Source organism: Martelella sp. HB161492, from assembly GCF_013184775.1.
Lineage (GTDB): Bacteria > Pseudomonadota > Alphaproteobacteria > Rhizobiales > Rhizobiaceae > Martelella.
In genome coordinates this window covers 1-13,673 of sequence record NZ_JAATVV010000011.1, presented here as the reverse complement: position 1 = coordinate 13,673, position 13,673 = coordinate 1, and the positions used below count along the sequence as shown (strand labels likewise).

13 protein-coding genes, 1 tRNA gene and 1 riboswitch are annotated in these 13,673 nt (G+C 59.1%); of the genes, 6 read left to right on the top strand and 8 right to left on the bottom strand.

The annotated features are described in order from the left end of the window. Positions 1-152: 152 nt before the first annotated feature. From gcvP to gcvT, 3 genes are read right to left on the bottom strand one after another with little or no spacing between them, the layout of a single operon-like run. On the bottom strand, positions 153-3,017 hold the full coding sequence (gene gcvP / locus HCK86_RS17520; protein WP_176085783.1) for an aminomethyl-transferring glycine dehydrogenase: 2,865 nt from the start codon (positions 3,015-3,017) through the stop codon (positions 153-155). Then, positions 3,017-3,382, bottom strand: coding sequence for a glycine cleavage system protein GcvH (gene gcvH, locus HCK86_RS17515; RefSeq protein WP_176085782.1), 366 nt, complete (start codon positions 3,380-3,382; stop codon positions 3,017-3,019). The genes gcvP and gcvH overlap by 1 nt, the downstream gene beginning before the upstream one ends. 29 nt (positions 3,383-3,411) lie before the next feature. Further along, on the bottom strand, positions 3,412-4,554 hold the full coding sequence (gene gcvT, locus HCK86_RS17510) for a glycine cleavage system aminomethyltransferase GcvT (RefSeq protein WP_176085781.1): 1,143 nt from the start codon (positions 4,552-4,554) through the stop codon (positions 3,412-3,414). Between the two features lie 149 nt (positions 4,555-4,703). Then, positions 4,704-4,795, bottom strand: a riboswitch (glycine riboswitch). Positions 4,796-5,001: 206 nt separating this feature from the next. On the opposite strand from gcvT, the gene crcB reads away from it, so the two are divergent. The 5 genes from crcB (at position 5,002) to HCK86_RS17485 (ending at position 8,688) form a co-directional block, all read left to right on the top strand. Beyond that, positions 5,002-5,391, top strand: a complete 390-nt coding sequence (crcB, locus tag HCK86_RS17505; RefSeq protein WP_246739661.1) for a fluoride efflux transporter CrcB — start codon at positions 5,002-5,004, stop codon at positions 5,389-5,391. Between the two features lie 110 nt (positions 5,392-5,501). Continuing rightward, positions 5,502-6,491, top strand: coding sequence for an RluA family pseudouridine synthase (locus HCK86_RS17500; protein WP_176085779.1), 990 nt, complete (start codon positions 5,502-5,504; stop codon positions 6,489-6,491). 1 nt (position 6,492) lies between these two features. Then, complete coding sequence (locus HCK86_RS17495) at positions 6,493-7,143, top strand: HAD-IA family hydrolase (protein ID WP_176085778.1); 651 nt, start codon at positions 6,493-6,495, stop codon at positions 7,141-7,143. 89 nt (positions 7,144-7,232) lie between these two features. Further along, complete coding sequence (locus HCK86_RS17490) at positions 7,233-7,916, top strand: HAD-IA family hydrolase (protein ID WP_176085777.1); 684 nt, start codon at positions 7,233-7,235, stop codon at positions 7,914-7,916. Next, a complete protein-coding gene (locus HCK86_RS17485; RefSeq protein ID WP_176085776.1) occupies positions 7,894-8,688 on the top strand; it encodes an ATP12 family protein in 795 nt (264 codons plus the stop codon). Before HCK86_RS17490 ends, HCK86_RS17485 begins: the two co-directional genes overlap by 23 nt. 79 nt (positions 8,689-8,767) lie before the next feature. Here HCK86_RS17485 and fghA read toward each other — a convergent pair whose 3' ends face one another. The 5 genes from fghA to lipB form a co-directional block, all read right to left on the bottom strand. After that, positions 8,768-9,601, bottom strand: coding sequence for an S-formylglutathione hydrolase (gene fghA / locus HCK86_RS17480; RefSeq protein ID WP_176085775.1), 834 nt, complete (start codon positions 9,599-9,601; stop codon positions 8,768-8,770). A gap of 15 nt (positions 9,602-9,616) precedes the next feature. Then, the gene (locus tag HCK86_RS17475; protein WP_176085774.1) at positions 9,617-10,081 is read right to left on the bottom strand and encodes a YaiI/YqxD family protein; all 465 of its coding nucleotides are present in this window, start codon (positions 10,079-10,081) and stop codon (positions 9,617-9,619) included. Between the two features lie 7 nt (positions 10,082-10,088). Beyond that, positions 10,089-11,216, bottom strand: a complete 1,128-nt coding sequence (locus HCK86_RS17470) for an S-(hydroxymethyl)glutathione dehydrogenase/class III alcohol dehydrogenase (RefSeq protein WP_176085773.1) — start codon at positions 11,214-11,216, stop codon at positions 10,089-10,091. 135 nt (positions 11,217-11,351) lie between these two features. Beyond that, positions 11,352-12,128: a VOC family protein gene (locus HCK86_RS17465; RefSeq protein ID WP_176085772.1), complete on the bottom strand. Its 777-nt coding sequence runs from the start codon at positions 12,126-12,128 to the stop codon at positions 11,352-11,354. An 86-nt stretch (positions 12,129-12,214) separates the two neighbouring features. After that, positions 12,215-12,952, bottom strand: coding sequence for a lipoyl(octanoyl) transferase LipB (gene lipB / locus HCK86_RS17460; protein WP_176085771.1), 738 nt, complete (start codon positions 12,950-12,952; stop codon positions 12,215-12,217). Between the two features lie 197 nt (positions 12,953-13,149). Here lipB and HCK86_RS17455 point away from each other — a divergent pair. Beyond that, positions 13,150-13,234, top strand: a tRNA-Leu gene (locus HCK86_RS17455). Positions 13,235-13,673: the final 439 nt, after the last annotated feature.

Here is a 13,673-nt window from a genome sequence, read left to right as displayed (position 1 = left end):
GAATTCCAAAAGTAATTTCTGGAGAACATAAGACTCTTTGCACTGATCGCGCTAACAGGGACATCCGGCCCTATGGCGCCGATGTCACACGAACGGATCATGAAAAAGCCGGCGTTTCCGCCGGCTTTTCGAGCTAATCAGTCTGGCATTGCCTATTCAGCCGCTTCCACATAGTCGCTCATGGGCGGGCATGCACAGACAAGGTTGCGGTCACCATAGACATTGTCGACGCGGTTGACCGGCGGCCAGTATTTGTCGACCCGGAAGGCGCCCGGCGGGAAGCAGGCTTCCTCGCGCGAATAAGGATGCGTCCACTCGCCGACCAGATCCTCAACCGTATGCGGTGCATTCTTCAGCGGATTATCGGCGCGGTCAGCCTTGCCGTCCTCAACCGCGGCAATCTCGGCGCGGATCGACAGCATGGCATCGCAGAACCGGTCAAGCTCTGCCTTGGTCTCCGACTCCGTCGGTTCAACCATGAGCGTGCCGGGAACCGGGAAGCTCATGGTCGGTGCGTGAAAGCCGCAATCGATCAGGCGTTTGGCGATGTCATCGACGCTGACATCAGCGCTGTCCTTCAGCGGGCGGGTGTCGATGATGCATTCATGCGCAACCCGGCCTTTCTCGGACTTGTAGAGCACCTCATAGGCTCCCTTGAGCCGGGCAGCGATATAATTGGCGTTCAGGATCGCCACCTTGGTTGCCTGCGTCAGGCCTTCGCCACCCATCATCAGGCAGTAGGACCATGAAATCGGCAAGATCGAGGGCGAGCCGAAGGCTGCGGCAGAGACAGCGCCCCCCAGAGCATCAAGTGCCGGATTGCCGGGCAGGTGCGGTGCGAGATGCGCCTTGACGCCGATCGGCCCCATGCCGGGACCGCCGCCGCCATGCGGGATGCAGAATGTCTTGTGCAGGTTCAGATGGCTGACATCGGAGCCGATATCGCCAGGCCGCGCCAGGCCGACCATCGCGTTCATATTGGCGCCGTCGAGATAGACCTGGCCGCCAAACTGATGCGTGATTTCACAGACCGACTTCACCGTTTCCTCAAACACGCCATGGGTCGAGGGGTAGGTGATCATGCAGGCAGCAAGATTGTCTGCATATTGGGCGGCCTTGGCGGCGAAGTCATCGAGATCAATATCGCCATTGTCGCGTGAATTGACGGGTACGACCTTCATGCCGGCCATCTGGGCCGAGGCCGGATTGGTGCCATGTGCCGATGTCGGAATCAGGCAGACATCGCGATGATCCTCACCGTTTGCCTTGTGGTAACGGCGAATGGTCATAAGCCCGGCATATTCGCCCTGCGCACCGGAATTCGGCTGCATCGAAAAAGCATCATAGCCCGTGATCGCACAGAGCTTGTCTGAAAGATCGGCGATCATCTCACGATAGCCCATCGTCTGATTTTCCGGCGCGAAAGGATGCATGTCGGAAAATTCCGGCCAGGTGATCGGCAGCATCTCCACCGTTGCATTCAGCTTCATCGTGCAGGAGCCAAGCGGGATCATGGCCCGGTCCAGCGCCAGATCGCGGTCGGCGAGGCGACGCATATAGCGCGTCATTTCGCTCTCGGCGCGGTTCATGTGAAAGATCGGATGCGTCATGTAAGCACTTGTTCGCAGGAGATCTTTCGGAAGACGATAGTCGGCTTCGAACTCGGCAATGGCGAAATTGCCGCCAAAGGCGGCCCAGACGGCCTCAACATGCGCCGGACGGGTGCGTTCGTTGACCGAGATGCCGATTTTCGTTTCGCCGACCTTGCGCAGGTTGACGCCATTGTCGACGGCATTCTTCATGATCAGCGCCTGGAACGCACCGACCTCGATCGTCATCGTGTCGAAGAAATTCCCCGGCTCGACGACAAAGCCGAGCGCTTCCAGCCCCTTGGCCAGCAGCACACCCTTGCGATGGATCTGCTGGGCGATGGCCTTCAGGCCATCCGGTCCGTGGAATACGCCATACATCGAAGCCATGACGGCGAGCAGCACCTGGGCGGTGCAGATATTCGACGTCGCCTTTTCACGGCGGATATGCTGTTCACGGGTCTGCAGCGCCAGACGGTAGGCGCGGTTGCCGCGCGCATCGACGGAAACGCCGACGAGGCGGCCCGGCATGGAGCGCTTATAGGCATCCTTGACCGCCATATAGGCGGCATGCGGTCCACCAAATCCAAGCGGCACGCCGAAGCGCTGGGTCGAGCCGATGGCAATATCGGCATCCATTTCGCCCGGTGATTTCAACAGCGTCAGTGCCAGCGGATCAGCGGCCATGATGGCGATCGCCTTGGCCTCGTGCAGGCCGGCAATCAGGCTCGTGAAATCATGCACGTGGCCATAGGTGCCGGGATACTGGAAGATCGCACCGAACACGGCCTCGGGCTTCAGATCGGTGAGGGGATCACCAATGATCACCTCCCAGCCGAGCGGTTCGGCACGGGTTTCGATCACGGCAATGGTCTGCGGGTGGCAGCCTGCGTCAACGAAGAAGGCATTGGCCTTCGATTTGGCAACGCGTTTTGCCATGGCCATGGCCTCAGCCGCCGCCGTTGCCTCGTCCAGAAGCGAGGCATTGGCAATATCGAGGCCGGTCAGTTCCGACATCATGGTCTGGAAATTGAGCAATGCTTCAAGCCGACCCTGACTGATCTCCGGCTGATAGGGCGTATAGGCTGTGTACCAGGCGGGGTTTTCCAGAATATTGCGCTGGATCACCGGCGGCGTGATCGTGCCGTAATAGCCCTGACCGATCATGGTGGCCAGCACCTTGTTCTTGTCAGCGGTCTCGCGCAGCTTGTCGAGCGCCTCGCGCTCGCTCATGGCGGGGCCGAAAGCCAACGGTTCACGCTGTCGGATTGCGGCGGGAACCGTGTCGTCAATCATGGCATCAAGGCTGTCATAACCGATCACCTTCAGCATCTCGGCCATTTCAGCGGGCGAGGGGCCGATATGACGCCGATTGGCAAAGTCATAGGGCTGATAATCGGTGAATTTGAAATCGGAAGGCGTCGTCATCAGGCGATGAACTCCATATAGGCGGCTTCGTCCATCAGGCCATCGGCATCGGCGACGTCGGCAAGCTTCAGCTTGAAGAACCAGCCTTCGCCCATCGGCGCCTCGTTGACGAGTGCCGGGTTCTCGACGATCGCTTCGTTGATTGCGATGATCTCGCCGGAAAGCGGGCAGAAGACATCCGAAGCAGCCTTGACGGATTCCACCGTTGCCGCGTCGTCATTCTTGTCGAAGCTGGCACCGACATCCGGCAGTTCGACGAAAACAAGGTCACCCAGCGCTTCGGCGGCATGGGCGGTAATGCCAACCGTTGCGACGTCGCCGTCAATCTTCAGCCATTCATGTTCTTCGGTAAATTTGATGGTCATTGCTCAGATCTCGCTAAAAGAGGCGCGGTTCAGCGCTTGTAGGTGGCGGTGACGAAGGGTGTATCGGTGACGGTGACAGGCAGGTATTTGCCGCGCACCTCGGCATAGAGAAGGGTTCCGGAGACGGCGAGGGCCGTTTCCACATAGCCCATGGCAACCGGTGCGCCGACCGAGGGGCCGAAGCCGCCGGAGGTCACATGGCCAATCTCACGGGCACCCTGATCATCGGCAAAGAGCTTCGCCGGCGGTCGGATCGGCGCACGGCCTTCGGCCTTCAGCCCGACCCGGCGGCGCGATGCGCCCGATGCAAGCTGTGGCAGGATGACGGAAGCGCCGGGATAACCACCCTCGCGATCACCGCCATTCCGGCGCACCTTCTGCATCGCCCATTCCAGAGCCGCCTCAACCGGCGTCGTGGTGGTGTCAATATCATTGCCATAGAGGCAGAGACCGGCTTCCAGGCGCAGGGAATCGCGGGCGCCAAGGCCTACGGGCGCGCAGTCCTCATGCGCCAGAAGCGCACGGGCGATTTCGTCCGCCTTTTCCGCTGGCATCGAGATTTCAAATCCATCCTCGCCGGAATAGCCTGAACGCGAGATGATGCAGTCCGCGCCGAAAATGGAGGCATCGCGGACATCCATGAATTTCATCGCCGCAGCGCCATCGAACACGCCCATCAGCACAGCCTCGGCGCGCGGCCCCTGAAGGGCGATCAGCGCACGGTCGTCGAAATGGTCCTCAACGGTGCAGAGGTCGGACAGAGCCGCCTTCATATAAGCGAGATCGGCGTGCTTGCAGGCCGCATTGACGACGACATAGAAATAGTCACCGCGATTGGCGATCATCAGATCGTCAAGAATGCCGCCCGCTTCATTGGTGAAGAAGGCATAGCGCTGCCGGCCGGATTTGAGTCCCGCAACATCAACGGGCACCAGGCGCTCAAGCGCGATGGCAGCATCGCCGAGATTGCCCGAGATCGGCCGCACGTGAACCTGCCCCATATGCGAGACATCGAAAAGCCCAGCTTTTTCACGGGTATGAAGGTGTTCCTTCAGCACGCCGGCTGGATATTGCACTGGCATGTCATAGCCGGCAAAGGGAACCATGCGCGCGCCCAGCTGAAGATGCAGCGCATGAAGCGGCGTTTGTTTGAGAATATCTGGCGTGGTCAAAAATGCCTCCGGATAGCGCGGGTCAGGCGCTGGCTCATGGGGTTGGGCAACGATTGAAGACGTGCCGCGCGAATGAGCCCCCTCTGTCCTGTTCGCCTGAGAATATTATCCCTTCGGCCAGCGGTTTCCCGCCTTGTCTCCAGAGTCTAGCCACCGCGATGGTCCTTTGGCCTGAGAGTTTCCGGGGCAGTTGCTCCTTCGGCACCGCGAAAATTCCCGCGGATTCTCCCAACACGATGTTGCAGCCGATTATCAGCCAGATGGAAAGATTTGCAAGAGCCTCATGCCCCATAGATGCGAAATTCGCGTCGCTGCGTGCCTGTTTCCCACAGCCGGGCAAACCGGGAAGGGCAGGCCGGCGCGCTGCGAACCGCACGCGCCTCTTGCCGTGTGCGCGGCGGCATGCGAATGTTGCAGGAAAATTGGAACGACATTCAGGAAACAGAATTGTCTCAGACATTTGCGCATGCCGTTCTTGCGGCGCTTGGCGGGGGGATTGGTGCGGCTGGACGGTACTTCGTTGGTATCGCCGCCATTCGGCTGGCCGGACCCAACTTTCCCTGGGGAACCTTTATCGTCAATATTGTTGGCTCGCTGATGATCGGCCTTCTGGTCGAGGTTGTCGCGCGGCTGCTCAACCAGTCAGCGGATATGCGTGTCTTCCTCGTCACCGGCGTGCTTGGCGGCTTCACCACCTTTTCGTCCTTTTCGCTCGATACGATGACCATGGTTGAACGCGGCGACTATGCTACGGCCGCGCTCTACGTTGCTGCCAGCGTGGCTCTCGGCCTTGTCGCTGCCTTTGCCGGGCTGATGATCGGACGCGCCGCCTTCTGAGGCCCCGTTTCAATGAATGCGAATATGCGATAGAGCATGTCATTCATGACTCGGGTCACCATTGTGAATGGAGCCCGCAGTGGCCGTGTTTCTGAAGGACGACAATTCCAATGGCGGGTATCGAACATATCAAGGTTGACCACGACGAGGCAGGCATGCGCCTCGACCGCTGGTTCAAGATCCACTATCCCGGCCTTGGTTTTGGTGCGCTGCAAAAACTCCTCAGGTCCGGACAGGTTCGCGTCGATGGCGGCCGGGTCAAGACGGATACCCGCATACAGCCGGGGCAGATGGTGCGCGTGCCGCCGATGGGCATCGATCACAAGGCCAGCGGACCGATTGCCTCCAAGGCACTGAAACATTCGCCCGATGCGGAGCTTCTGGCCCGCATGCTGCTGCATGAAGATGACCGGCTTTTCGTGCTCAACAAACCGGCCGGCCTTGCGGTGCAGGGCGGGTCGGGCGTGGTGCGCCACATCGACAAGATGCTGGAAGCCTGGACCAGCAAGAAGGGCGAGAAGCCGCGCCTGGTCCACCGCCTTGACCGGGACACCTCGGGTGTCCTGGTGATTGCGCGCACCAGAGGTGCTGCCCAGAAGCTCACCGAAGCCTTCCGCGCACGGACCACCAAGAAGACCTACTGGTCGCTGGTGAAGGGCGTGCCACGGAAAAGCGAAGACAAGATCTCCACCTGGCTTGCCAAGGAGCAGACGCCGGATGGCGACCGCATGCGCATCGCCAGACATGGCGATGATGGCGCCGACCACGCCGTATCCTATTACCGGGTGGTCGAGACGGCGGCAAACCGCCTGGCCTGGCTGGAAATGGAGCCCTACACCGGACGCACACACCAGTTGCGCGTTCATGCGCTCCACATCGGTCACCCGATCATTGGCGACCCGAAATATTTCGACGATGATCCCAACTGGGATTTCCCCGGCGGCATGCAGAAGCGTCTCCACCTGCATGCCCGCCATATCGACATACCCCATCCCGATGGCGGCCGGCTGCGCATCACCGCACCCTTGCCGCCGCATATGGTGCAGAGCTGGAACCTGCTCGGCTTCGATGCCAACCGGGATGATCTCGACAAGGACTAGAATGAAGCTCGTATTATTTGATTGTGACGGAACGCTTGTCGATAGTGTCAAGCGGATCCATGAAACCTTTCGCCGTACATTCCTTGCCTTCAACCATCCCGCGCCGAGCCTTGATGATGTCAAGTCGGTCGTCGGTCTGTCGCTGGATGTCAGCTTTGCGCGGCTGCTCGGACGCACGAGCGTGGACGACGAGGCGATGGCGATGCGGCTGCATTTCAAGTCGCTCTTTGCCGAAGTTCATGCCGACCCGGCCATGACCGAACAGCTTTTCCCAGGCATTTCAGAGCTTGTCGGCGCATTGGCGCAACGCGATGACGTGATCATCGGCGCCGTGACCGGCAATTCCCGGCGCGGGCTCAATCACATACTGAGCCTCTACGGTTTCTCCGAACATTTCCGCGTCTCCCGCACGGCCGATGACTGCCCCTCCAAGCCCAATCCGGCCATGGTTCTGGAATGCTGCGCAGAACTCGATTTCAGCCCGGCACAGACGCTTGTCATCGGTGATGCTGTCTTCGATATGCAGATGGCCAAGGCTGCGGGCGCCGATGCCATCGGCGTTGCCTGGGGGTACGGAACGATCGATGCCCTGAAGACAGCCGGAGCAGATATGACGGTCGGTCACCCGGCGGACATCCTCAACTATATCTAGTAATTTTACTTCGCCATTCTTTTATGTTGTGGTATATTGCAAGCAGTTGATATGCAGGACAATTCAGCCCCTGCAACGACAGGACGGGAATGAAACTGGTTCTTTTTGACTGTGACGGCACGTTGGTTGACAGCCTTATCATTATTCATGAAACGATGAGGCGCACCTTCGTGGACTTCGGTTATCAGGCCCCGGATATCGCGGCGACGCGCTCGACAGTTGGCCTGACGCTGGATGTGGCAATTGCGGGCCTGCTTGAAAAGCCGGCGATTGACGAAGAGGCACGCGCCATGATGGCGCATTACCGCTCGTTGTTTTCTGACGTCAGAGCGGATCCCTCGATGCAGGAAAGCCTGTTCGATGGCATAGCCGATGTCATGGAACGATTATTCGGCGAAAACGACATTGTCCTTGGCGCGGTCACCGGAAAATCACGCCGTGGCCTCAATCACATGCTTGAAGTTCACAATTGGTCCGCCAGATTTCTAGTAACGCGCACGGCTGATGACTGCCCGTCCAAGCCCCATCCGGCGATGGTTCTGGAATGCTGTTCGGACGCCGGGATCGATCCGGCCGAAACGGTCGTCATCGGCGATGCCGTCTTCGACATGCAGATGGCGAGGGCAGCTGGCGCGCGGGCACTCGGCGTGAGCTGGGGTTACGGTGAAACCGATGCACTGATGTCCGCAGGCGCCGAGCGGATACTGGCATCGCCGAATGACATCTTGAAGCAGCTGATCGGAGAAGATCATGCGAGACGACTTGAACACTGAGCAATTCGAAAAGGAACTGGCCGCAATCGATCCGATTCGGCGCTCTCAGGAGCTGATGCGCTCCGAATTGCCGCGGCGTTTCTACAGCGACGTCAGCTTTGTTCCGGCCGATGACGGTCACTTTTCCATTCAACTGGATGGGCGCGGCGTCAAGACGCCGGCCGGCCAGGCGCTCAAGCTGCCCAATACTGTTCTGGCGGAACTCATCTGCCAGGAATGGAAAGACCAGGTTGATGTGATCGATCCGGCATCCATGCCGTTGACCAGACTGGCCAATACCACGCTTGATGGTATCAGTGACAATGCCGCTGCGGTTCTCGGCGAGATCGTCTCTTATTGCGGAAACGATCTGCTGTTTTATCGTGCTTCAAGCCCGGCCGAACTGGTTCAGCGCCAGCAGGATCGCTGGGATCCGCTGCTGGGATGGATGGCGCGTGATTTTTCCGCCACGTTCAAAGTCACAAAGAGCGTGATGTTTGTGCAGCAACCCGCTGAAAGCATTGATATATTCAAGCGTGAACTTCAGCGGCATGAAGATCCGTTTGCGCTTGCCGCACTGCATGTGATGACCACGTTGACCGGATCGGCAATTCTGGCGCTGGCGGTGGCGCGCGAACAGATCAGTCTGGAGCAGGCCTGGGAGCTTGCCCATCTGGAAGAGGACTGGACGATCGAACACTGGGGCCACGACGCGGAAGCCGACCAGCGGCGGGAACTGCGCTATACCGACATGGTGGCAGCCCATACGGTGCTGAAAGCCATGCAGCCCTGACAGAGTTTCGCGAAAACTGAGATTTCAAGGACGGCGACGCGATTTCCGCGTCGCCTTTTGTCTGGCGCCAAGCAGATCGTCAGAGCAGGCGGTCGGCATGCCAGCGGATATGATCATCCATGAAGGTCGAGATGAAATAATATGAGTGATCGTAGCGCTCGTGCATGCGCAGCGTCAGCGCAATTTCCGTGCCCTTGATTGCATCCTCGAACATCCACGGCTTGAGGCCGTTTTCGAGGAAGCCATCGGCCTTGCCCTGATCGATCAGGAAATCGGGAAAACGCGCACCATCTTCCACCAGCGCACAGGCGTCATAGCTGCGCCACTGAGCCTGATCGGGGCCGAGATATTTCGTCAGTGCCGGTATCGACCAGTCAGAGGTCGACGGCGAGACGATCGGGGCGAAGGCGGAGCAGCTTTTGAAACGCTCCGGGTTCTTCAGCGCAATCGTCATCGCGCCATGTCCGCCCATGGAATGACCGAAAATGCCCTGCTTATCCATATCCGCGCGGAAGCTTGATGCAACAAGCGCCGGCAGTTCTTCGGTGATGTAGCTGTACATCCGATAGTTTTCGGACCAGGGCTTCTCGGTGGCATCGAGATAGAAGCCGGCACCCTTGCCCATCTGCCAGTTGGTCAGTTCATCGGGGACATCCGTGCCGCGCGGGCTGGTATCCGGGCAGATGACGATCAGTCCGTGCTCGGCAGCAAGGCGGCGATATTCGCCCTTTTCCATCACATTGGCATGGGTGCAGGTCAGGCCGGACAGATACCACAGAACCGGACGCGGCCCCTTGATCGCCTGCGGTGGAATAAAGGCGGCAAAGGTCATCTCGCAGCCGCAGACCTCCGAATCATGGGCGAAGACACCCTGCATGCCGCCAAAGGCGGTGCTCTCGGACAGGATTTTCATGAAAACTCCTTTACGTCACGCCATGCCCTTGGGCAGGCTTTTCGCCTGACCGCACAAGCGGTGAAGCGTCTGAAGAAACTGCGACCGGTCGCGCGCCGAGAAGGCGGCATTATAGCCTTTGCTCTCGCCCGTCTCGCGCAAGTGCTGCCCGAGATCACGCATCGCGCGGGCCATGCCGATATTGGCGGCATCGAAGATACGGCCGGTCGGCCCGGTCACCAGCGCACCGGCGTGAACGCAGCGCTCCGCCAGCGGCACATCGGCAGTCACGACGATATCGCCGGTACCGGCACGTTCGGCGATCCAGTCATCGGCGGCGTCAAAAGAGGCGCCGACGATGACGTTGCGGACCATGGGATCACGCGATGGCCGAAGTCCGGAATTGGCGACGAGAATGACCGGCAGCCCGTTGCGCTCGGCCACCCGCATCACTTCGTCCTTCACCGGACAGGCATCGGCATCGACATAGATCGTGGTCATGAAGGCCTCAGTACACCACGACCGAACGGATGCTCTCGCCGCTATGCATCATGTCGAAGCCCTTGTTGATATCCTCAAGCTTCAGAAGATGGGTAATCATCGGGTCGATCTCGATCTTGCCGTCCATGTACCAATCGACGATTTTCGGGACATCGGTGCGCCCGCGTGCGCCACCGAAAGCGGTTCCCATCCAGCTACGGCCGGTCACCAGCTGGAAGGGGCGGGTGGAAATTTCCTGACCGGCACCAGCAACACCGATAACGACCGATTTGCCCCAGCCGCGATGGGACGATTCGAGCGCCTGACGCATGACCGTGGTATTGCCGGTGCAATCGAAGGTGTAATCCGCACCGCCGATCGTATCGGCACCACGCTTCGTCAGATCGATCAGATAGGGCACAAGATCCTTGCCGATTTCCTTCGGATTGACGAAATGCGTCATGCCGAAACGCTCGCCCCAGGCCTTCTTGTCATTGTTGAGGTCCACGCCGATGATCATGTCAGCGCCGGCGAGCCGAAGGCCCTGAAGGACATTGAGGCCGATGCCGCCAAGACCGAAGACAATCGCCGTGGAGCCGACCTCCACCTTGGCGGTGTTGATGACGGCGCCAACGCCGGTGGTCACGCCGCAGCCGATATAACAGACCTTGTCAAACGGTGCGTCGGGATTGATCTTGGCAACTGCGATTTCAGGCAGGACCGTGTAGTTCGCAAAGGTCGAGCATCCCATATAGTGAAACAGCGGCTTGCCATCGAGCGAGAAGCGCGACGTGCCGTCCGGCATCAGGCCCTGGCCCTGGGTCGAGCGGATGGCCGTGCAGAGATTGGTCTTGCGTGACAGGCAGGAGGGGCATTCGCGGCATTCCGGCGTATAGAGCGGAATGACATGGTCGCCCTTCTTCACCGAAGTCACGCCGGGACCGACATCAACGACAACGCCCGCGCCTTCATGGCCAAGAATTGCCGGGAAGATGCCTTCCGGATCCGCACCTGAAAGCGTGAAATCGTCCGTGTGGCAGATGCCGGTCGCCTTGACCTCGATCAGCACTTCACCGGCCCGAGGGCCTTCCAGCTGAACGGTCATGACTTCGAGGGGCTTGCCGGCTTCTACGGCTACAGCGGCGCGAACGTCCATGGTGGACCTCTCCTTCACAATAGGTAAGTGTTTCCTCTCGGGACATTTGCCACGGAGGTGAAGCATGCAGCAAGCCCCGCAGCGACAATCAAGGCCGGGAAATCGACACGATCACGTTATTCTGGGGCGCGAGGCCTATCGCTTTGATGCGGTGAGCGAAAACAATCCGCCCTGCGGATCGTTGCATTGCACGATGAAACTGCCGCCCGGCACCTCATGCGGACCGTTGACGATCGTGCCGCCATTGTCTGTGACACGTAAAACCGCGGCATCAATTGCATCGACGACGACATAGTAGTTCCAGAAGGACATGGGCATGGCCGGCCATTTTCGCATGATCCCGCCGATCTGCCTGCCACCGGCTGAAAACAGCAGATATTTGCCCATCTCCCCCATATCGAAAGGCGCATCGGCCTGCCAGCCGAACATTTCGGCGTAAAAGGCCATCGCTGCATCGGGATCGTCCGTATAGAGCTCGTGCCAGGCGAAGGTACCGGGTGAGGGCGGTTTCGGCCCTTCCGGCATCGGCCCCTCCATGGGCACCGGGCAGAAAAGATTGATCACAGCGCCGAACGGATCAGCCAGAACCGCGAATCGACCGGTTTTCGGGATATCGGTCGGTGGAATGAGAATCTTGCCGCCTGCCGTTTCGAACGCGGACGCCTTCGCGTCGACATCGGAAGCATAGACATAGCCGCTCCAGTTCGGCGGCACGCCGGGCGAAACCATGTCCGGGGACAAGGCCATCAATCCGCCAATCGGCATCTCGAATCCGTCAACGGCAAACTGCATGTAGTCCATGCCGGGAATGCCGCTGTCGCGCAGCTGCCAGCCGATGACCTTGCAGTAGAAATCGCCCGCCGCCGCCGTGTCGGAGGTCATGAGTTCATACCAGATGAATTGCCCGTCCATATGGGTCTCCTCCCGCAATCTAGGCTTTTCCATAAGACTACAGAAAGATTGCAACAGCAAGAAGAGAACGCGTTATGCGGGTCCGGTCAGGCCTCGGCCGGACCGGTGTCGGGACATCGTATTGTCGGGCCGAAAACCTCTTCAAATGCGGCCCTGAGGGCAATATCGACATCACCCATGGTCACCGGCAGGCCCAGATCGACAAGGCTGGTGACACCATAGCCGGAAATTCCGCAGGGGACGATGCCGCTGAAGTGCTCCAGTTCCGGCTCGACATTGATGGAAAGCCCATGAAAGCTGACCCAGTGACGCAGCCTTATGCCGATTGCGGCAATCTTGTCTTCGCAGACCTGGCCATCCGGCAGCAGCGGCTTTTCGGGCCGACGCACCCAGACACCAACCCTGTCCTCGCGTCGCTCGCCACGCACATTCATGCTGCCAAGTGTGCGGATGATCACCTCTTCGATCGCCGAAACGAAAGCGCGGACATCGCGGCGCCTGCGTTTCAGATCAAGCATGAGATAGGCAACGCGCTGTCCGGGGCCGTGATAGGTATATTCACCGCCGCGGCCGGTCTCATAGACGGGAAATCGGCCCGGGGCCAGAAGATCACCGGCATTGGCACTGGTGCCAGCCGTGTAGAGCGGTGGATGCTCGACCAGCCAGACCAGTTCGTCAGCTTCGCCACGGGCGATTCTGTCGACTTCCCGCTCCATCACGGCCAGAGCTTGCGGATAAGAGACCGGATTATCGGTTATCCACCAGCGCACAGCGGCGGAGCCTTCTTCCGCCCGCATGGCAATCTCGAGATCCTGTCTTTGCATGAAATGGTCCTTTTTGGCCGTTTCTTCGCAGATTTAGGCCTTTGCGGCAAGCTTCGCCAGCCCGCGCCAGAGCCATTGCGAGACCGGCGGATCAGGCATTGCGGAATAAATGAAAAAAATCTGTCACAGGCGCTTGTGCGGCGTCATCGCTTTTGCTACATGCTGCGGCGCCGGCACAAACCGGCACCTACCACGATGCGGTCGTGGCGGAATTGGTAGACGCGCAGCGTTGAGGTCGCTGTGGGGCAACCCGTGGAAGTTCGAGTCTTCTCGACCGCACCAAAAACTAGCCACTCATAGTGCGCTAAGTTTCTAATTTTATTTCATTAAAATTCTACACCCTCATTCAAGATGCGTAGTTGGCACTATGTGTGTAACAAAACCTGTTACCGGCGCGCAAATTGACCTCCAAGAGAAGCGATAATCCTGACCGGTCTCTCGCCTTAGGCGGCATGTCATTCGGCGTGGTGCCGTCGGTGCGGCATTTGTCGAGACTACCTTGAATGGGTCTAGATCAGATAAAGGGATTTTAGGAGATCCCCAAAATCAACTATAGAACTAGCTATAGCTTGATCCTTTTCTGATTATAAATTGTCGCTACCTAGGGTCAGGACCCATTGATTTGAATTGACGACTATGATTCAGACGGGTGTGCAGGAGCCTGACTGATGAGTAATTTGTTTTGGCTGACGGACGAGCAAATGGCTCGTCTTCAGCCCTA